The sequence below is a fragment of the Flagellimonas algicola genome, from assembly GCF_005937185.1.
Classification (GTDB): domain Bacteria; phylum Bacteroidota; class Bacteroidia; order Flavobacteriales; family Flavobacteriaceae; genus Flagellimonas; species Flagellimonas algicola.
Map to the genome: position 1 here is coordinate 209,459 of NZ_VCNI01000002.1, position 18,542 is coordinate 228,000.

Sequence of the window (18,542 nt, forward strand, 5' to 3'; positions counted from 1 at the left end):
GTTTTAAGCTGATTTTTTTATCGCCTCATAAATGGCCTTCACATTGTTTTCCCAAGTATGACTCTTGGCAAAAGCAATTCGTTTGTTCTGCAGTTCTTTGCTGTTTTCTTCCAAAGCTTTTTCAGCCAGTTGGATATATTCTTCTTTGCTACTCCCCAAATACACATGTTCTTGGAACATCTCCATAGCCTTGGTCTTGGTGGCCAAAGTTGGCTTCCCCATAGCCAAATACTCATCAATTTTCCTCGGATAATTTCCAATGGTCCAATCGTTGACCACCTGAGGATTCATGGCAATATCAAACCCCTTGACATAGGCAGGAAGCTCTGAAGCGTCCTTGCTCCCCAGAAAGAAAACATTCTCCATTTGGTGCAAAGTCGAATTCTTGAAGTCTTCATCTTCAGGACCCACCAAAACGATGCTCCATTCCTTTTTGGTCTTGGCCATAAACTCCAGTAGTTCAATGTCCAAACGCATACTGGTCAAGTACCCAACATAGCCCAAAATGGGTCCTGGAATATCTTTGAATTCCTTCGGAATTTCTATGGTATTCCCCTCATCGTTGAACAAGGAAACATCGCAACCCTGCCCCACCATATAACTATGCGCGTTGTACTTGGCTCCGTATTCCGCATACAAAGTAGAGTTGTTTACCACAGTGTCCGCCAGTTCTATCACCTGGGGTTCAATACGTTCCCCGTGCCTTCTCCAATAGGGTACCTTTATCAGGTAATCCCGCATGTAGTAGGTGTAGTTCTGTGGTTTCAAAAGTTCTTTAAGGTGCAGTCCCAAAAACATGGAGCTATCGTTAAAGAGCAACACATTTTTGAATTTTAGCTGCTGCATGGCCTCCAAAATATCATTGGAAAAAAGCCGGGCATTTCTCTTGTTCAGTTTTTTAAACAGGAAGTGGGAGGGTATCCAGTTGATAGACTCCGTCAAGGATTTTGGGTATAGGTTCCAAAGATTATCCGCGATGGGAACCAAGCCCGTGTCCTCACCTTTGGCGATCCGTACCCTTTTTTGGACTTTTTCAGAATTTCTATCCCTTCTTAAAGTGGCTCGATCTAAAGGTGGATTTACATAGAGTACCCTATTGTGTTTCGCAAATTCAGTTGCAATGTTTTTACAATTGCTTCCAATTTCGATATCCCAGGCTTGAATACCCACTACTACAATGTCCTGTCCTTTGATCATTTAATTTTTGTTTAATTCACCATATACCTCCTCGTACAATTTGAGCACATTCTTGGCCATGGTATCCCAGGAAAATTCCTTGGCTCTTTCAATTCCCTTTTCCGACAGCAGTTTAGCCAGCATCTTGTCTTCAACTAGGCGCCTCATGGCTTCTGTGATTTCCAAAGGTCGAGTGGGATCCACAATCAATGCTGCTTCATCTCCAGCTACTTCTGGCATGGATGACGTATTGGAAGTGACTACGGGAACCCCACAGGCCATCCCTTCCAAAATGGGAATCCCAAAGCTTTCGCGAAACGAAGGATACAGGAAAATGGTAGCCTGATTAATTAGGGCTGGCAAATCAGTATTGGGAACATATCCCGTGAGATGTATTAGCTCTCTAATTTCTGGTGCCTCAACTGCATTTAAAAGTTTTTGCAGTTCTTCCTCGTCATAATCCAGCATGACCAGGTGGTATTGACCTGGGTAGATCTTGTTGAAATCTGAAAAGGCCTTCAGCACCCCTTTTGTATTTTTTTTTGGGTCTGTATTCCCAAGGAAGAAAAAGAAGTTATTGGGTAACTGGTATTGCTCTTTAATTCGGTTTAAACGTACTGGATTAACCACCTTTTTAAAGTGTGTCCCAACACCATTGTATATGGCCGTCAATCTGTTATCCTTAAAACCAAAATGTTTTTTGATACGCTCTTTCTCATAGTTGGAAACGGTGATGACCTTTTTACTCCTTCTAATGACCGGTGGAACGAAATACCTTCGGTACATATTGCCCAATTTTTGGTACCAGGTACCTTCTTTGTTGAACAAGCTAATACTCTCCAGATAGATAATATCGTGAAGTGTGGTTATCAACGGTACACTTGAAAAAAGAGGCCCGGTATTACTGGTACAATGCAGCACGTCACAGCCTTCTTTTTTGGCTGCCCGTGGTAAAACCAATTGTTCCCATCCTGGATACCCCCACCTAGATTCCAATTCCACAATTTTGAAATTATCGGCTTTGGGAATACAACCATCATCAAAATCGGGTCTAACAAAAATCACGTATTCGTTGATTGGGTCTATGTCCTGTAAGCTCTTGATCAATTCCAAGGCCACCATGTCCATTCCATGTTTCTTTTTCCTAAAAAGTCGCTGTCCTTCTATTCCGATTTTCATCCCTGATTATTGAGAGTTAATGGTTCCATGCTGGGTATGGATAAACTTTTTATTGGCCCCTTTGAGTTTGAAAAGGGAGAGAAACATCAATAGAAAAGCCTTGGGTAGAGTTAACATTGCTCGGAAGGTACTTGCACTGTAGTATTTTTTGGGCACTGCAAAGGCAAATGCCAATGCGGTCAAGCCAAAGCAAGAGTACCAATACAGTTCTGGTATAGCTAGAATGTTATTTGCTAAAACAAGATTGACCAAGAGGTATAATGCACTAAATAATGTCACCAATCCCAACAACAACACTCTGGGTGGAGACACCATCTGATATACCTTATCAAAGAAATCGATATTCCCTTTGGTAAAAAGTTCCTTTATACCAGGAACAAAATATCTGCCGAAGTATACAAATTGGGCAGACAGCCAACGTTTCCTTTGGTTGGCAAACACTTCTGATTTTTGAACTTTCTCGTCCAAAACGAGGGCATCGTTCAAATACTCGATCTTGGTTCGGTTCTTCAACAACTTCAACTCTAATTCCTTGTCAAATCCACCTACGGCATTTACATGGGCCATGGTATGTTTAAAGAAATAGTAGTCAAACGCCATTCCTGAGCCGATCAAGGCCGATGAAAGCCCCAAAACTCGATGTCCTTTTCTAAAAATGTGATTGTTGACTTCTTCGCTGATCGCATCCAAAATGGCAAAAGAGGTATTGGTGTTTTTGGCAATTCGGTGCCCTTGAACAACCCTATACCCTTGATTGAATGCTTCATTGATTTTAGCAATGAAATCCCGTTCCATAATATTGTCCGCATCCAAGATCAAGGCAACGTGATATTGATCACCAATTACCTCCATGGCCTTGTTCAGCGCCTTGGACTTGGTACTTTTCTCAAAGGAGACCTCAACCAATTTAATTGGAAGTTGTCTCAATTTTTCCAGCGTAGCCGCCTGAAACGAATCCGCAATAATCACCACTTCGTATAGATGGGAAGGGTAGGATTGTTCCAAGGCTTTTTGCGCCACCTCCACAATTACGCTGTCCTCTTTGTACCCAGGAATCAGCACCGCAAATTTTCGCTGTTTTACGGATAAGGCATCACGGGTTTTGGCCTTAAAAAGCCCAGCTACGGAAAAAACAAAGACATACATGGATGCAAATCCAAAATATCCCAACAACAAGATTTCCAAACCGTTGATTATGATTCTTAGTACATCCATTGGGTGCTATTATCCGGCTACCAATTCCTTTATCGACTGCTCCTTTAGCAGATTGTCAAAATACTCGATCGTTTTACCAAGACCGTCACGCAATTCCACAGATGGATTCCATCCTGTCAATTTTTCTTGCGCCAAAGTGATATCTGGCTTACGTTGCATGGGATCATCCGAAGGTAACGGCAGGTTCACTATTTTCGATTTTGAACCGGTAATATCAATGATATTTTCAGCCAATTCCAACATGGTAAATTCTCCCGGATTGCCAATATTAATTGGCCCTATAAAATCGTCTTCCGTACCCATCATCTTAATCATTCCATCCACCAAATCGCTTACATATTGAAAGCTTCTAGTTTGGGTTCCATCGCCAAATACAGTTATGTCCTTACCTTGCAAGGCTTGCATGATAAAATTGGATACCACCCTACCGTCATCTGGCTCCATACGGGGTCCGTAGGTGTTAAAAATCCTAACGATCTTCACTAAAACATCATTGGAATTGTGGTAGTTCACAAATAAGGATTCCGCGCACCGTTTTCCCTCATCATAGCAAGAGCGAATCCCAATTGGATTAACATGTCCCCAATACCCTTCAGGTTGCGGGTGCAGTTCTGGATCTCCGTAAACCTCACTCGTAGAAGCTTGCAATATTTTGGCTTTGATTCTTTTTGCCAATCCCAACATATTAATGGCCCCCAAAACGGAGGTCTTTATTGTTTTGATGGGATTATGCTGGTAATGCACGGGTGACGCGGGACACGCCAAATTGTAGATTTCATCCACTTCCAGAAAATAAGGAAGGGTAACATCATGGCGAACTACCTCAAAATAAGGGTTATCCATTAAATGTACGATCTTACTTTTTCTTCCTGTGAAGTAATTGTCCATGCTAATGACCTCGTTTCCTTCGTTCAATAGCCTTTCACAGAGATGGGAACCCACAAAACCTGCTCCCCCGGTTACTAATATTCGTTTCATCTTGCCCCTATTTAAATTTTTACAATCTCTTCCTTATCGCTTACAACGGCATCCCTACCAATACTGTAATAGGTAAAGTCCAGTTCTTCCATTTCCTCGGGATCGTAGACGTTACGCCCATCAAAAATGGTCTTGTTGATCATCAATTTTTCCAAGATCCTAAAGTTGGGCATCCTGAATTCTGACCATTCCGTAACCACAATCAATGCATCTGCATCAATAATGGCATCGTACTCGTCTTTGGCATATTCAATCTTGCTGCCCAAAATGCGTTCTGCTTCTTCCATAGCCACTGGATCATAAGCCCTAATGTTGGCGCCCAATGCTTTTAGTTCTTCAATGATCACCAATGAAGGTGCTTCTCGCATATCGTCTGTTTTTGGCTTAAAGGCCAATCCCCAAAGACCGAACTGTTTTCCTTTTAGGTTTTTTCCGAAATGTTGCTTGATTTTCTCCACCAACACGGATTTCTGCCTGTAATTAACGCTCTCCACGGCTTTCAGAACCTCCAAGGAGTGTCCATACTCATCCGCTGTCCTGACCAAGGCCTGTACATCCTTGGGAAAACAACTACCACCATACCCTGTACCGGGATAAATAAACTTGTTTCCTATTCTGGAATCGGAACCAATTCCTTTTCGAACCAAATCCACATTGGCTCCAACCAATTCACATAGATTTGCGATATCGTTCATGAAACTGATTTTGGTAGCTAGCATGGAATTGGCAGCATACTTGGTCATTTCTGAAGAGAAAATATCCATGAATAATAGCGGATGACCGTTCATCAAGAAGGGCTTGTACAACCGTTTCATCACCTTTTCGGCCCGTTTGCTTTCCACACCAACCACAATACGATCAGGCTTTAGGAAATCATCCACGGCACTTCCTTCCTTCAAGAATTCAGGATTGGATGCTACATCAAAGGGGATACGTACATCCCTGTTCGCCAATTCTTCTTCAACGGCAGCTTTTACTTTAAATGAAGTTCCAACGGGAACGGTACTTTTGGTAATGATTACTTTGTAATCTTCCATGTGTTGACCTATTTCCCTAGCCACTCCAAGAACATACTTAAGATCTGCGCTCCCATCTTCATCTGGTGGTGTTCCCACTGCAATAAAAATGGCATCACTATTCTTGATTCCCTTTTGTAAACTTGTGGTAAAGGAGATTCTTCCCTTATCCATGTTGCGTTCCAAAAGGACATCTAGGCCAGGTTCATAAATGGGAATCTCGCCATTGCGCAATTTTTCCACCTTTTTTTCATCAATGTCCACACAGACCACATGTATACCGGATTCTGCGAAGCAAGTACCTGTCACTAATCCTACGTAACCTGTACCAATAACTGTTATGTTCATAATTTGAAGTGTATTTATGGTTTGTTATATCCTATTTTTCTTCCTAGCGTACATACCAATCCAAATCTTGTGTACCTCCTGAATTTGCCCAATTGACAAATTTTGGATACGCTATGGTTATGGGAATGAATTCTTGAGGAGGAACAAAAGCATCCGAAATGTTCAATGCCCACGGGAGGTTGGTTTTTGTTTTATAAAATCGATTTTCATTGGCGTCGCTGTCATCTGCCGATGTACCCAAAAAGCCGGCCTTGCTAGTCGGGCTGTGGTCCGGCAAATGAACCTCTTTAGCCCTATCGGCCCCTGCAATCAAAAAAGGATTGAAGGGTACCATCCCCAGATCTGAATAGCTCACTGGGGTGTTAAAATCTATTCCCAATGCTATGGTTTCGCCTTCCATCAAAATGACGTTTCCAGCCACAAAAATCACCGTCTCATTAGCCGCTGTTCCGGATTCTGTTCCGTTGGCATTTAGATTGATGTAATCCGCATTGATTACTTGGCCTTGAACATCTTCAACCAAAGTAGGATCAATCGGGAAAACCAATCCAAATCCGTTCTGAAGGGATCCTCCAATATTATCAATGGTATAGTTCGCCTCAATCCTTGTAATGAGATTGGAGGCATTGGTTATTAAATTGTAACTATAGGCAACCACCAAGTCGTTAAAATCATAATCCCCTTGGCTGGGCCATAAATCTTCGTAGGCCAAGACCCCGGTTAAGTTGGCTGTTGTGGAAAAATTATTGAATGCTTTGTTCACGTCAAACGGGAATTCGTCCAACTCATCATTTACTCCATCCCCGTCCTCGTCATTAGCAGGAATCAAAGCAACCACGTTGGTCAATTCTATAGATTCCACGGGATTTGCCCTGGCGTAGAATACCGCATCATTAAAGTCATCATCGGAACCTTGGTCCCTCCTCAAATCTTCAAAGGCCAAGAAATTGATTCCCCTAGCGTTGTCGTACAACTGTACCATATGGGTATTCAGGCTGGTATTTTCAGGATTAAAACTTGGTTCGGAATAATAAATACCGTTACCGTCCCCAACACCTGACCCGGTCCAGCCATTGGCCACCACGAACCAAGAAATTACCGTATTGGGCTGAAAACGCCCTAGGTAAACCCGATCCCCTGGCACTAAACCTCCCGATGATCCAACCATGGATACATTAGGAAAAATAATATTATGTGCTGTGATGTCATCAACAGTTGCCGGGGCTTCTCCGACGGGATAAGAATAATACCCCAAGGCATTTCTATAACCAGCACCTTCAGACACAAAAGTGACCCATACATCGGCCAAATCGGTGAGCACCATACTGGTTTCGCTAGTATTGGCCAGAAATTGTGGATTGGCAATGGGCACCCTACTGTATTCGGGAAGGGAAGCATTAATATCATCCAATAGATTTTGTTGAATCACATCTGGAAGTTCCATGTCTATGGGAACACCTTGATTGTCAAATTCGCCAAGAAAATTATAGGGTACTTTACCGGTCAAATTCGAAATCCCTTTGTTGCTTAAGATGGAAGGAGCACTCTTATTGCTTGTTGACCTTTCATACAAGGGTCTATAGTCAAAGGCTACAGATCCATTTTGGATCTTCAGCCTAACGTCCTTCGTCAATCCGATATAGTCTGAATACAACAAAATACTATCAGCTTGTGCCTGGACTACAAAGTCTTGCTCATAATGTCCATTGGTATCAAAAATGGCTCTACCAAACGGAATACTGTCTTGAGAACCTACCTTGCTGTACAATGAAAAAACCGCTTTGCCCAAAAAGGCAGGGACGTCCAAAGTAACTCGAACATCCTTGGTTGTAGAATAGTCAAAATCAGCTGAAACCTGAAAAACTGCCAAAGGATCATCTTCTTCTGGTTCCTCTCCTGTTGTTGGGCTATCCACGGGGGGATCCAAATCCTTCTCACTTACGCAGCCCAGATTCAACATTAAGATGGAAAGCAGTATTGCAAAGCCGAAATTTCTAAATATCATTGTAGATTTCATTTGATTTGTAAATATTATCCTACATTTTATTAAAGAAAAGTATTTGTTGCGTACAGCCTGTTTCGTGTTGTAAATAAGAGGCTGGCATATATATGTCAGGGAGTTAGCCCTCTTACGTTAGAGTTGATTTACTGTTTTCCCGTGGGTTAGGTTCCAAGTGACGGCTCGCCAAAATGCTTTTAAATGTTCAAACTCCCTTTTGACCAAAAACTTTAGACTGTTCTTCGGAATGGAAATCAAACCCTGGAACAATAGGCTAACCAATAAGGGTATTGGTTTGAAGTTTCTACGGGCAAAAAGGATCCTATTCCGTGAAATGTAATAGGTTTTCAGGGGACTGAATTTTCCTGTTGAAACAGATTCCTTATGTAAAATATAGGATTGGGGTTGGTAGTAGATTTTATAGCCTGCACGTTTCACCATTTCGGCCCAGTCGTGCTCTTCATAGTACAGAAAGTAGATTTCAGTCATCATTCCCACCTCTTCCACAACCGTTTTTGGAACCATCATGGCTGCCCCATGTATGGATTGGGTCTCACCAGGTTGGTCAAAAGAACCATCATCCTTTTGGTGATAACCAATGCTGCTGTTCCTGATAGTCCAATGGCTCATGGGCGTATAGCCCGCATATTGGATCAACGTAGGATCCCAATGAAATTTGATCTTGGGGCTCACCATTCCAATGTTGGTATCCCCTTGTAAAGTTTGTACCAGCGGTTCAATTAAATTCGGAGGGACAATGGTATCATTGTTAATGAATAACAGGTAATCTCCCTTGGCTTGTTTTACTCCCAAATTGTTACCTCCGGCAAATCCCAGGTTTTCAGGACTTTTGATTAAAGAAATTTCTGGAAATTTTTCTTTGATCACATCAGGAGTATCATTTGGGGACGCGTTATCCACCACGATAACCTCAATATTTGGGTAGGTGAGTTTCCTTATTGATTGCAATAAATCCAGTGTCACCTCGGATTCATTATAGTTAATGGTTATGATTGAAACAAGTGGTTCCATGCTTTGTGTTTTAAGCTGCTTGTAGTTGAAATTCGGCTTCTTTCTCTTTCAAAATTTCCTTATCCAATTTGGGTGAAATGAAGATGAACACCATACCGGTATACATTAAAATACAGGTTGGAAATTGTCCAAAAACGCCATTCCCATAGGAAGCCAACATGATTCCGGCCATACCGCAAACCAGTGCGGTAATCTGCCCCTTCAACCAGTCGTCCCGTATTTTGAACATACAGTTATAAGCACCTGTAATCAGGATAAAAAACAAGATAAAAAGGTGTAAATAGAGTCCGACGATTCCGGTATCGGCCCAAACCGCCACAAACCAACTGTCCGTTGCTGTGTTGGCCAAAAAAGTGTTGGGTGAAAACCGTTTTCCCCAGTTCCCTGTTGAACCTATACCTCCACCCAAGGGTCTGGTGGCCAAATATCCCCTCAATCTTTCCTGATTGATCTTCCGCATTTGAAGGGAGGCGTCATTGGGGTCAAATGCGGTACGCATACGCCTAATCTGATCATTATCATTCCCTATCATGGTATACTTGAAAAAGACGAACACCCCAATCCCCAAGATTACTCCCAAAACAATGCTTGGTATGTGTTTGCGAATCAAGATGAACATAACCCCGCCCATGGCCGGAACTGCAATAGCTCCGCGCGTTCCAGAGATCATCATCCCCAAAAGGCCCGCCATGGCCACGATGCCGCAAAAAATTTGAAATTTTCGGTTTTTGGCGAACAAGGCCAATACCCCAAACACCACTCCTGTATGCCCTTGGGAAGCTCCAAATTGACCTGCATCAGAATAGAATGAGAAAATCCGAAGTTTGCCAAATAGGATATGGGTAATGTCCCCTCCGGCATCCAGCCAGGCTTGTTCGTAGGAATCGACACCAAATATCAATTGTTGCATGCCCTTCATCGTGGCCAAAACAGACAGGGTTCCCCAAATCAAAAAGAAGAGATGGAGGTCGGTTCGTTTATTGAACAAAATAAAGACCAGAGGAATAAATAACCATTGGTACAGGGCCAAGCCCCGCATGGCATAGAACCATGCCGCCACACTTACTGCTTCGGGATTGGCTATTTGCAATATGGCATACCCAAACCAAATGGAAACCAATAGCGTTAGCTGTGAGTTTGCCCGTTCCCAAGGTATCTTAAGACGGAAAGCCTTAAAGAACAAAGCCAGGTACATCAGTACCATTAAACCATCCATGAGCAATCCCCAGGTCATGGGAATATACCTTCCGATACCAAGTACAAAAAAGTTGAAAATGAGAATAGTAATAATTCCTATTCTTGGATTTATAAAAAGTGCCCCCATATACGTTATAGCAAAGGGAAGCACCATGATTCCAATACCCGCTACCAAACCTTTGGTTGCCGTTAAATGGGCTGTGGTAACAACAACAGACAACAACAGCAATATGGGAAGAGGTTTCCTTAGGTAATCTGAGCCCTGTATTGTTTCAAAAGGATTCATTACCCCAAATGTGTTTTAAGGTTTTTGATGAAATCTACGCTTTCGGAAACAATCTGTCGGCTTTGAATTTGAATTTCCTTTTTGAGGTAATGAAATCCAAGGAAAATCCCCATCAAGGTAAATAATACGGTCCCAACAGCCACTGCCACCAAACTTTTGAAGACAAACACCGCTAGGACATTCAGGATAATATTGGCAAAGGTCATGACCAATACCTTATACAAATTGAGTTTTGGTTTGTTGATACTATCCAGTAGCACCCCCGTAAACCGGTCAACGGGCAACAACATAATGTAAATTGTGAAGACCCTAAAAATCAGGGTCAGCAGCGGTAAGGCATCCTTATATTCATTGCCGCCCAAGAAGAGCACCAAATGTTCTGCAAAAACAAAACTTACCAGAGCAACTGGAAAGAACAAGAGGGTAATAATTCCAACATAGGAATAGAAAATACTTTTGGTTCCACTTAAGTCTCCTTCAATAGCCTTTTTGGACATTCTGGGATATGCGGTCATGGCAAAGCTATGCAGCGGTATTCCCAATAAATCGGTTAGTTTTAGCGGAATGGCATACATGGCTATCCCTGCCGAACCCAAAAATGGGCTCATCCCTATAATAAAGGTGTCCGAGCTTTTTAAAAGGCTAGAACTTATTAAGGTACCCATGGAGTATTTGCCAAAGTTTACCAGCTCCTTTTCTGTTTTTTTTCTGGCGAACTTTACATAAAAAAGTCCATCCCAATTTTTGAGCATACACCAAATACCTGAAATTGCATTTACGGCAATGTTCACCCAGATAATTTCTATTAGACCCCATTGGAGCCACCATTGGTTCAATAGTAAAAACAGACAAAAAAGGCCCACATTCGAAATCCGGACTACCATCATTCGCTTAAAATTCTGTTCTGCTTGAAACAAGGACATGGCATTGTTCCAACTTAAGTTGGAAAGTGCCAAAAAAGGATAGTAAAACAAGAACAATCGATATCCGTTGTTGATTTCAATACCTGAAAAGAGTAGGATTACATGACTCCCCCAACAGAACAAGGTCAGCACACCCAAAAGAGCTAGATTTATTCGAAAGGCAGTTCCGAGGATTGTCTTCTGACTCAATTTATCGGTTCCTGACAATAATCTAACGGAAGAGGTACGTGTCAAGCCAAATCGTAAAAGATCAACAAAAGTGGCCAGGGTGATAAACAAAACCCACTCCCCAAAAAGTTCCTTGTTCAATTGCCTGGTCAATAGCATAAAACTCACCAATCCCATAAAGGCCACACTAACATTGGCCATTAGAGAGGACAAGTTCTTTTCCCTGCTAATATTTTTGAGTTTTCCCAACATTTAGGCGACCGTTTTCTTAGTGAAAAATCTGAACTGCACTATCTGCTTTACCCATTTTCGAATCAATGATCTTTTCTTCGGAAGATCACCTACCACAGTTTCCATTTCCAAGACTTTGACGCCATTCAAAATAATGGTAGGCTCGGGTCCGGTTGTAGCTTCTTTAAAGAGGGACAAGGCATTTTTATCCGCATCGCCCCATGCCCTGTTGGCACGGGTAACCAAAAAGGTGTAGTCCATGGTAGACGCCAACTTCACCGGGAAAGGGTTTTTGATAATGCTGGGTATTTCAAGAATTACAAAGTGGAAAGCATTGAAATCAGCAATGGTTTGATTGCGATCAAATTCCTGGATATGGGAAATTGTATACAGCTGATCACTTACTTCATAGGTTAACTTTCTGTAATGTTCAGTTGTCAATCCCAAATCTTCATCATCATAGGTAATGTGCAACACATTGTAATCCAACTCACATAATTTGGCGATCAAATGCTTGCATATAAATGTTTTTCCTTCATTTTCCTGGGTGGAAAAGAGCATATTCACCACAGGTTCCCGTTCCTTTTCCTTTTTATATTGATTGAGGATGATGTTTCTGGAAATGGCATTTACCGCTTTGTTCTGAAGGTAGTTGTAATCTATCTTCCCTTGCTTGGCACTGATTACAGGAAATATGGAAGACACTTTTAACTCAATTTTATCTTCCGCCCGGTTTGCCGTGTTCAAGTTTCCATCCAAAAATTCCAGGATCAAAATGGTTGCCGCCACTAAAATAAAACCAACCATGCCCGCCACTATAACCAGCAGCATACGCTTACTAGGTTTTGGGTTGATTGGAAAGAACGGAACCTCCGTAAGTTTAATATTAGACTTTAACTCCACATTTTGCTGTCTCAATTTGGCAAGACCGAGACTATGAAGCAGGCTCAAATACTCACGTTCCGCGATATCAATTTTCCTTTCCAGGCGTTTCATGGTTGCTCCCAAAGGAGAAAACTTTTGATATAGTTTTTCAAACTCCAGCCGTTTTTTCTCCATCACCTTCAACTGAGCGCTATATCCTTCATATTCAATGGTGTTTTGCAACCAATCAGCCAAAACGCTTGTAGATGCAACACTTTTTGTGCTGTAATCCGTAGTATATAAGGTATCGATATGTGAGGCGAGCACGCTCTCCAAAGCTTTTATACGTTCCATTTTTCGGGCCACCTCCCTGGCATCCTGCTGTCTTTGAACTGAATCTTTGTCCAAGCCCAAAGTTTTCATGGACACCTCAAAGTTTAAGGTGGAAAGCTCTTTGCGAATTTCCATGATACTTTGACTGGATATCCGTTTTCTTTCATGGGTTTCAAGTTTGGACTCCAGAGCGGTCAGAACCGCTTTTGAGGCATGGAACTTTCGCTGTACTTCAAAAAATTTGATTTCAAACTCTTCTTTCTCACCCGCAATATGTTTTGTTTGTTCGTAATAATTAATGATGTTGTGAGTGCGGTTAAAATTGAGCAATTCATCCTCCGCATCATGGAGGTCATCTGTTGATTTATTCAGCTGGCCTTGAAAATACTTGACCACCGCATCGGACTGATTTACTTTGATATCTGCATTCAGTTGGACAAATACCTCGCATAGAATCAACAAAGTGTTTTGGCAAATGGCTGGGTCTTCTGACTCAAACGCAATATCAACAAAATCACTGTTGGAAATTCTTCTTAGACCGATACGACCCGAGATCTTTTCAATACTGTAATCCGGGTGGTCTAGGTTGATGAGTTGATAGAGAAAATTGGTGTGGTTGGATTCTTTTAGTTTTACAAAGTTTTCATAAGTTTTTCCCATATCCCCTTTGACCACCAACTTTTTCACCTCATCTGGTACATTCTTTATCAGTTCTTTATATTTCTCACGGGATATGACCTTGATGTCCGCACTGTCCAGTACCATATGTTGTGTGAACAATTTCAAGCCTACAATTTCAATGGTTGTCCTGGCTTTGATAAGGTTTAGCAGGTTATCGTAAGCTGTATTGGTTGCCCTGAAGTCTATTTTGGTGTTTTCGAGCTCAATGTTGGATCCAGTTGCGATACCAGTATATACCCTGGCTTTGGAATTATAAACCTTGGGTTCGTCCATGGTCATAAAAAAAACCAAGGAAGCCAGTATAATAGGCATGGCCACTAGGAGGCCAACGTGCCCAAGTAAAAGGCGAACAAAAAACAATAGATTAAACTTCATTCCTAAATATTCAAATCTGCTCCTATTATACCTTCCAAAGCCATTACAGAAGAAATAAATTCTGATCGCTGTAACTCAAAGCCCATGGTTGCTTGGTTCATCATTTGCTGCAAACGGGTGTATTCTGCAATATTGATTACCCCGTTGGCAAAGTCCTTCTCAGCCCTGATGGATTGAACTCGAAAATTGTCCACAATAGAGCCGGAAATAAAAAAGAGCCTATGGGATTTTAAGAGGTTGTTGTACAGTTCCACCACTTTCTGTTCCAATTCCACTTCCGCTACTTGAGTTTCAAAACGTGCCTTTTCAGCCTCGCCCTTGGCACTTTTTATTCTAGCTTTTCTATTGATGATTGCTGAAATTGGCAATCGTAGGGAAACCCCAACATTATACCTACTTTGCTCGCTGGAGAACAGCGCTTGACTCTGTGGATCTCCAGATATCTGCGAGTTGCTCAGGTTATCAAAGATGCCGTAGTTATATCCAGCTTCCAGATTGACATATTCCAACCACGCCCTTTGCTCAGCGGAAACGACCCCATCCCGGTATTGTTGTTCGGAGACCGTTACCTTGACAAAAGGCGAATACTCTTTGGCCATCGCCACAAGGGTATCTATTGGGGGGAGTTTTTTGGAAATATCGTTCTCCTTTAGACTTTTCTCAATAAAATCATTGATGGATTGACCAAATGATATATTGAACAAAAGCAGTAAAAACAGAACACAAAGCTGGTTTTTCCTCATTATACATTCTCTTTTTGAAAAACGGCCTTGAAAGTTCTAAGCACGATCCACATATCAATCAAAAAGGCATATTTGCTGTTGGCGTATTCCACATATTTAATATCCAAGGATTTGCGTTCTTCCGGAGACATTTTTGAACTTCTTCCCCTAGCTTCAACCTGCCATAATCCCGTAATCCCAGCTGGCCCGTTAAAACGGTCCGTCCATTCATCCGTGGTCAATACCTCAGCTTCATATAGTGGAAGTGGTCTGTTACCCACAATGGACATATCCCCTTTAAGCACATTGATCAGCTGCGGAAGTTCGTCTATGCTCAATTTCCTGATGATCTTGCCCACTTTGGTTATTCTGGGATCATTGTCGAATTTCACAAAAGCGCTTTTGGCACTTTCTTTTTTCTGGGTGTTGTGCTGAAGCTCGTCCACTTCGGAATCATCTCCGATAAGTACGGTTCCCGTTGTTTTAATAGCTTGTTCTTCTTCTTGTTGCTCTTCCGGATTTTCATCATCATGAACGTATTGGTTCAGATGTTGAAATTCCTTTAAGCGTTTGTCCGCATCTGGATACATGGATCGCAGCTTGTAGAAATCAAAAATCTTATAGCTGGTCCCCACCCTTTTGGAGATGTAATAAACCTTGCCCTTGGACTCCAACCGGATGGCAATTATGAAAAGAAGCAGAAACGGAGAAGCACACAAGAGTGCCAAACCGGCTACGGTAATATCAAAAGTCCGTTTCCAGAATCCAATTTTATATTCCTTTTGTACTCCGGAAGAAGACCCTATCCGTTCTTTTTTGAGGTTGGCCTTAAGTTCTTTTAGAAACTGCACCCTTTCCAATATCCGATCGGTGGACAAGGGTTGCACATAGAAGTCATCAATGCCGTTTTTTACGGCCTCGGACAAATCGTTTTTATCTCGACTTTTGGCTACCAATATGAATGGAATCTCATCTCTGTTGGTGAACCGTTCCCTAACTACATTGTGAAACTCTATCCCTGTTTGCCCCGGAATCTGTTTCTCACAGATAATGGCATCCACATGCTGGTTTTCTTCCAACCATTTTATGCCCAAAACTGAATTCTTCGCCATATGGAAATCCACTTTTTCAGGAAGGGACTCAAATTGATCTACCACAACTTGATCTACCCCTACATACAGGAGACATACTTTTTGATCCGATAATACTTCCATGATTACGCTCGTATCAACAATTTTTCAACACGGATTAGTAACTCCTCAGGATTAAATGGTTTTACCAAATAGTCATCGGCTCCCAATTTCAGGCATTCAATTCTGTCGGAACTGCTATCCCTACAGCTAAGCACAATAATGGGAATATTGGCAAAATATCCGCTCTCCTTGATCTTTTTGATCAATTCAAAACCATCCATATTGGGCATTTCCAAATCGGTTATGACCAAATCCGGGATATTTCCTTCCTGCATCCATGTCAGGGCTGCCAATCCATCTTCCATGGTGGTCACCTTGTAGGACTGCCCTAAGAACTGGGATACCAGTTCACTTAGGGATTGCTTGTCGTCAACAACTAAAATTTTCATAATATCGATTTTTACGTTTGTAGTACTAAACACAATGGAAAAGTAGGATTTATATTACTTTTTAATAATTCTATGTTGTAAAACCAAAGGATGCTGTGGTAAGCGATGATTTATCGGAGGTTAGGCCATGAGCCAGCTTATCGGCGAATGGCAAAAGCCCGAATTTGAAGAATTAAGGGTATTGGCATCAGCCAGTGATTGCTACTCGGTCAACCCTGCAAGCTTTATTGAATTATGACTAGAACTTTAGTGGGGAACTTTTGAAATTTCAAGGGCTTCCATTGTAGCTTCCAAGGCTTTTTTAGGGACCCGAAACCGCTCGTTGCAAAAGGGAAATGGCTTCCCAGGCTCTCGTTCCGGCGGAAGTGCTGTAAATACCTCAACATTGACATATTTGAAGGTTCCCAAATTGTGTAAGTGGATAGCTAACATACCATCATCGCAGCCGGACACTACCCTAAGGTCCGTGTCATAGCCTATGGGAAGAAGTGTCTCCCTTCGCATAGCCATGGAAACTGCCCGAATATGTTTGATTTTGGTAGTAAACTTTTGAGAAAGCTTCCATCTAAAATAGGCCAATTTAAGCTTGTTTCTAAGTCGCATTTTAGGCGAAAGTTGGAAGTCGTCTTCATAGCTCTGTGAGACCGAATAACAGAGAACCAAATCTTTATCGACAAAAAAAGGAAGAGCCATTTTATCAATGTAATAGGGATCATAGATGGAATCTGGATCCATGGTACATATAATTTGCCCCTTGGCTTCTTCCAGTCCTTTTTGCCGTGCATAGGTAATGCCTTGTCTTGGTTCACTTACTACTTTGGCCCCAAGCTGTTCCAATATGGATAAGGTTTCTTCATCTGCATTGTTTTCCACAAAAATGACCTCGTATGGAATGATGGTCTTTAGATTGGAAAGCGAAAGTATATGCGCTACCAAGGTGGCTTTGGCCCGGTACACAGGGGTAACCAAGCTCACCACAGGTTTCTGAACATCATCCAATAGTTCAAAATAGGTAATCAAACGGTTTAAATCCTCGTTACCAAGGCTTTGCGGAGTTGCTTTGTAGTAGGGCTGGTAGTCGGTGACTTTCATATTGAACCTATTCATATGTTCTTTTTTCAAATACGGTCAGGGCTTAGAATGTAATTGGTCTTGGTAGAATTGAAGACTTCCATAAGGGTACTGTTCTGTCTTCCAATCAAGGAAACCACCTTATTTTGCCGGGCAGAATTTTGATACAATTTCTCAAAAAAGCGGGCGGCGGAAGAATCAAAATGGGTAACTTTTTCCAGGCTGACCACAATATTGTCCTCCTGCTCCAACACCGAATTAAAATAGGAGTTCAATGCACCTATTTGTTGGGTTGAAACCCTACCCAAAATTTCAAAAATTCCTCGATTTTCACGTATTTCCAATGACATATGCTAAAAGATTTAATTAAGTGATTCCAATCTCTTTAACATTTTCAAAAAGTGTCTAACTATACTAACGTAAAAGAAACAGAATATTGTAGTATTTTTCCTTCTTTTTACAATAAATTCAATCGCTGCATGAGTTCAGGACGATTGGATCTACTAATGGGGATAACATTGCGTTCTATGAGCACGCTATTGTCCTGAATATCCACGATCTGTGAAAAGTTGATAATGTATGATCGGTGTATCTGTAAAAACTTTGAATCCGGAAGCTTCTCTTTGATTTTTTTGAGTGTTGAATGTACCCTGTACCTCTTGTCCCTAGTTTGAATCTCGATATAATCGCCTTGCGCTTCAATTAATTGTATGTCGTGAAACTTCAATTTGATCAATCGCCGGTCAATGTTTATATAGAGGTGATCTTCTTCATCCAAAGTTCCTTCCTTTTCCAAGTTACTATTCTCCTTTTGGAATAGATTATGTATTTTTTTTGCACATTTATGAAATCTTTCTGCAGATATTGGTTTTACCAAATAATCCAAAATAAAGTCATATCCGTAGGCTTCAATGGCAAAATCCGTATCGGATGTGGTAAAAACGATTTTGGGCGGATTGGCCACGGTTTCCACAAAATCCACTCCCGTTAGTTTGGGCATATGGATATCCAGAAAGATGAGGTCCACTTGGTTGTTCTTAAGAAATTTGAGCGCCTCCAAAGCATTGGGGAATTCCGCAACCACCTCCATTTCCGGAATGGTATTGCAGAGTTCCTTTATGATGGCCCTGGCGCTACCTTCGTCATCTACTATTATACATTTCATT

At 41.6% G+C, this 18,542-nt stretch carries 16 protein-coding genes; all 16 read right to left on the reverse strand.

From position 1 onward, the window contains the following. Nucleotides 1–3 precede the first annotated feature (3 nt). Entirely contained in the window at nucleotides 4–1,197 is a 1,194-nt protein-coding gene (locus tag FGG15_RS09865; RefSeq protein ID WP_138835770.1) for a glycosyltransferase, read from the reverse strand. Then, nucleotides 1,198–2,355 carry a glycosyltransferase family 4 protein gene (locus FGG15_RS09870; protein WP_138835772.1) on the reverse strand — a complete coding sequence of 386 codons (1,158 nt, stop codon included), beginning with the start codon at nucleotides 2,353–2,355 and terminating at the stop codon, nucleotides 1,198–1,200. Between the two features lie 6 nt (nucleotides 2,356–2,361). Then, on the reverse strand, nucleotides 2,362–3,570 hold the full coding sequence (locus FGG15_RS09875) for a glycosyltransferase family 2 protein (protein ID WP_202619543.1): 1,209 nt from the start codon (nucleotides 3,568–3,570) through the stop codon (nucleotides 2,362–2,364). 9 nt (nucleotides 3,571–3,579) lie between these two features. Beyond that, nucleotides 3,580–4,548, reverse strand: coding sequence for a UDP-glucuronic acid decarboxylase family protein (locus tag FGG15_RS09880; RefSeq protein ID WP_138835774.1), 969 nt, complete (start codon nucleotides 4,546–4,548; stop codon nucleotides 3,580–3,582). A gap of 11 nt (nucleotides 4,549–4,559) precedes the next feature. Then, nucleotides 4,560–5,912 (reverse strand): UDP-glucose dehydrogenase family protein, encoded by a 1,353-nt coding sequence (locus FGG15_RS09885; RefSeq protein WP_138835776.1) that lies wholly within the window; start codon nucleotides 5,910–5,912, stop codon nucleotides 4,560–4,562. Between the two features lie 43 nt (nucleotides 5,913–5,955). After that, complete coding sequence (locus FGG15_RS09890; protein WP_161991948.1) at nucleotides 5,956–7,917, reverse strand: LruC domain-containing protein; 1,962 nt, start codon at nucleotides 7,915–7,917, stop codon at nucleotides 5,956–5,958. Nucleotides 7,918–8,046: 129 nt separating this feature from the next. Continuing rightward, the gene (locus FGG15_RS09895; RefSeq protein ID WP_138835779.1) at nucleotides 8,047–8,943 is read right to left on the reverse strand and encodes a glycosyltransferase family 2 protein; all 897 of its coding nucleotides are present in this window, start codon (nucleotides 8,941–8,943) and stop codon (nucleotides 8,047–8,049) included. A gap of 10 nt (nucleotides 8,944–8,953) precedes the next feature. Then, a complete protein-coding gene (locus FGG15_RS09900) occupies nucleotides 8,954–10,426 on the reverse strand; it encodes an O-antigen ligase family protein (RefSeq protein ID WP_138835782.1) in 1,473 nt (490 codons plus the stop codon). Continuing rightward, the gene (locus FGG15_RS09905; RefSeq protein ID WP_138835784.1) at nucleotides 10,426–11,769 is read right to left on the reverse strand and encodes an oligosaccharide flippase family protein; all 1,344 of its coding nucleotides are present in this window, start codon (nucleotides 11,767–11,769) and stop codon (nucleotides 10,426–10,428) included. The genes FGG15_RS09900 and FGG15_RS09905 overlap by 1 nt, the downstream gene beginning before the upstream one ends. Further along, complete coding sequence (locus FGG15_RS09910) at nucleotides 11,770–14,001, reverse strand: GumC family protein (protein WP_138835786.1); 2,232 nt, start codon at nucleotides 13,999–14,001, stop codon at nucleotides 11,770–11,772. It lies immediately after the preceding gene. 2 nt (nucleotides 14,002–14,003) lie between these two features. Further along, nucleotides 14,004–14,744 carry a TolC family protein gene (locus FGG15_RS09915; protein ID WP_138835788.1) on the reverse strand — a complete coding sequence of 247 codons (741 nt, stop codon included), beginning with the start codon at nucleotides 14,742–14,744 and terminating at the stop codon, nucleotides 14,004–14,006. Continuing rightward, nucleotides 14,744–15,937 (reverse strand): sugar transferase, encoded by a 1,194-nt coding sequence (locus tag FGG15_RS09920; RefSeq protein ID WP_138835790.1) that lies wholly within the window; start codon nucleotides 15,935–15,937, stop codon nucleotides 14,744–14,746. Before FGG15_RS09920 ends, FGG15_RS09915 begins: the two co-directional genes overlap by 1 nt. Before the next feature lie 2 nt (nucleotides 15,938–15,939). Beyond that, nucleotides 15,940–16,305 carry a response regulator transcription factor gene (locus tag FGG15_RS09925; protein ID WP_138835792.1) on the reverse strand — a complete coding sequence of 122 codons (366 nt, stop codon included), beginning with the start codon at nucleotides 16,303–16,305 and terminating at the stop codon, nucleotides 15,940–15,942. A 246-nt stretch (nucleotides 16,306–16,551) separates the two neighbouring features. Then, nucleotides 16,552–17,412: a glycosyltransferase family 2 protein gene (locus FGG15_RS09930; RefSeq protein WP_138835794.1), complete on the reverse strand. Its 861-nt coding sequence runs from the start codon at nucleotides 17,410–17,412 to the stop codon at nucleotides 16,552–16,554. 11 nt (nucleotides 17,413–17,423) lie between these two features. Beyond that, nucleotides 17,424–17,726: an STAS domain-containing protein gene (locus FGG15_RS09935; RefSeq protein ID WP_138835796.1), complete on the reverse strand. Its 303-nt coding sequence runs from the start codon at nucleotides 17,724–17,726 to the stop codon at nucleotides 17,424–17,426. A gap of 107 nt (nucleotides 17,727–17,833) precedes the next feature. Continuing rightward, complete coding sequence (locus tag FGG15_RS09940; protein ID WP_138835798.1) at nucleotides 17,834–18,541, reverse strand: LytR/AlgR family response regulator transcription factor; 708 nt, start codon at nucleotides 18,539–18,541, stop codon at nucleotides 17,834–17,836. Nucleotide 18,542 lies beyond the last annotated feature (1 nt).

Excerpts from the sequence above, each read along its gene's own strand:
- FGG15_RS09865 (WP_138835770.1), bottom strand. The coding sequence starts at position 1,197 with ATGATCAAAGGACAGGACATTGTAGTAGTGGGTATTCAAGCCTGGGAT.
- FGG15_RS09870 (WP_138835772.1), bottom strand. The coding sequence starts at position 2,355 with ATGAAAATCGGAATAGAAGGACAGCGACTTTTTAGGAAAAAGAAACAT.
- FGG15_RS09875 (WP_202619543.1), bottom strand. The coding sequence starts at position 3,570 with ATGGATGTACTAAGAATCATAATCAACGGTTTGGAAATCTTGTTGTTG.
- FGG15_RS09880 (WP_138835774.1), bottom strand. The coding sequence starts at position 4,548 with ATGAAACGAATATTAGTAACCGGGGGAGCAGGTTTTGTGGGTTCCCAT.
- FGG15_RS09885 (WP_138835776.1), bottom strand. The coding sequence starts at position 5,912 with ATGAACATAACAGTTATTGGTACAGGTTACGTAGGATTAGTGACAGGT.
- FGG15_RS09890 (WP_161991948.1), bottom strand. The coding sequence starts at position 7,917 with ATGATATTTAGAAATTTCGGCTTTGCAATACTGCTTTCCATCTTAATG.
- FGG15_RS09895 (WP_138835779.1), bottom strand. The coding sequence starts at position 8,943 with ATGGAACCACTTGTTTCAATCATAACCATTAACTATAATGAATCCGAG.
- FGG15_RS09900 (WP_138835782.1), bottom strand. The coding sequence starts at position 10,426 with ATGAATCCTTTTGAAACAATACAGGGCTCAGATTACCTAAGGAAACCT.
- FGG15_RS09905 (WP_138835784.1), bottom strand. The coding sequence starts at position 11,769 with ATGTTGGGAAAACTCAAAAATATTAGCAGGGAAAAGAACTTGTCCTCT.
- FGG15_RS09910 (WP_138835786.1), bottom strand. The coding sequence starts at position 14,001 with ATGAAGTTTAATCTATTGTTTTTTGTTCGCCTTTTACTTGGGCACGTT.
- FGG15_RS09915 (WP_138835788.1), bottom strand. The coding sequence starts at position 14,744 with ATGAGGAAAAACCAGCTTTGTGTTCTGTTTTTACTGCTTTTGTTCAAT.
- FGG15_RS09920 (WP_138835790.1), bottom strand. The coding sequence starts at position 15,937 with ATGGAAGTATTATCGGATCAAAAAGTATGTCTCCTGTATGTAGGGGTA.
- FGG15_RS09925 (WP_138835792.1), bottom strand. The coding sequence starts at position 16,305 with ATGAAAATTTTAGTTGTTGACGACAAGCAATCCCTAAGTGAACTGGTA.
- FGG15_RS09930 (WP_138835794.1), bottom strand. The coding sequence starts at position 17,412 with ATGAATAGGTTCAATATGAAAGTCACCGACTACCAGCCCTACTACAAA.
- FGG15_RS09935 (WP_138835796.1), bottom strand. The coding sequence starts at position 17,726 with ATGTCATTGGAAATACGTGAAAATCGAGGAATTTTTGAAATTTTGGGT.
- FGG15_RS09940 (WP_138835798.1), bottom strand. The coding sequence starts at position 18,541 with ATGAAATGTATAATAGTAGATGACGAAGGTAGCGCCAGGGCCATCATA.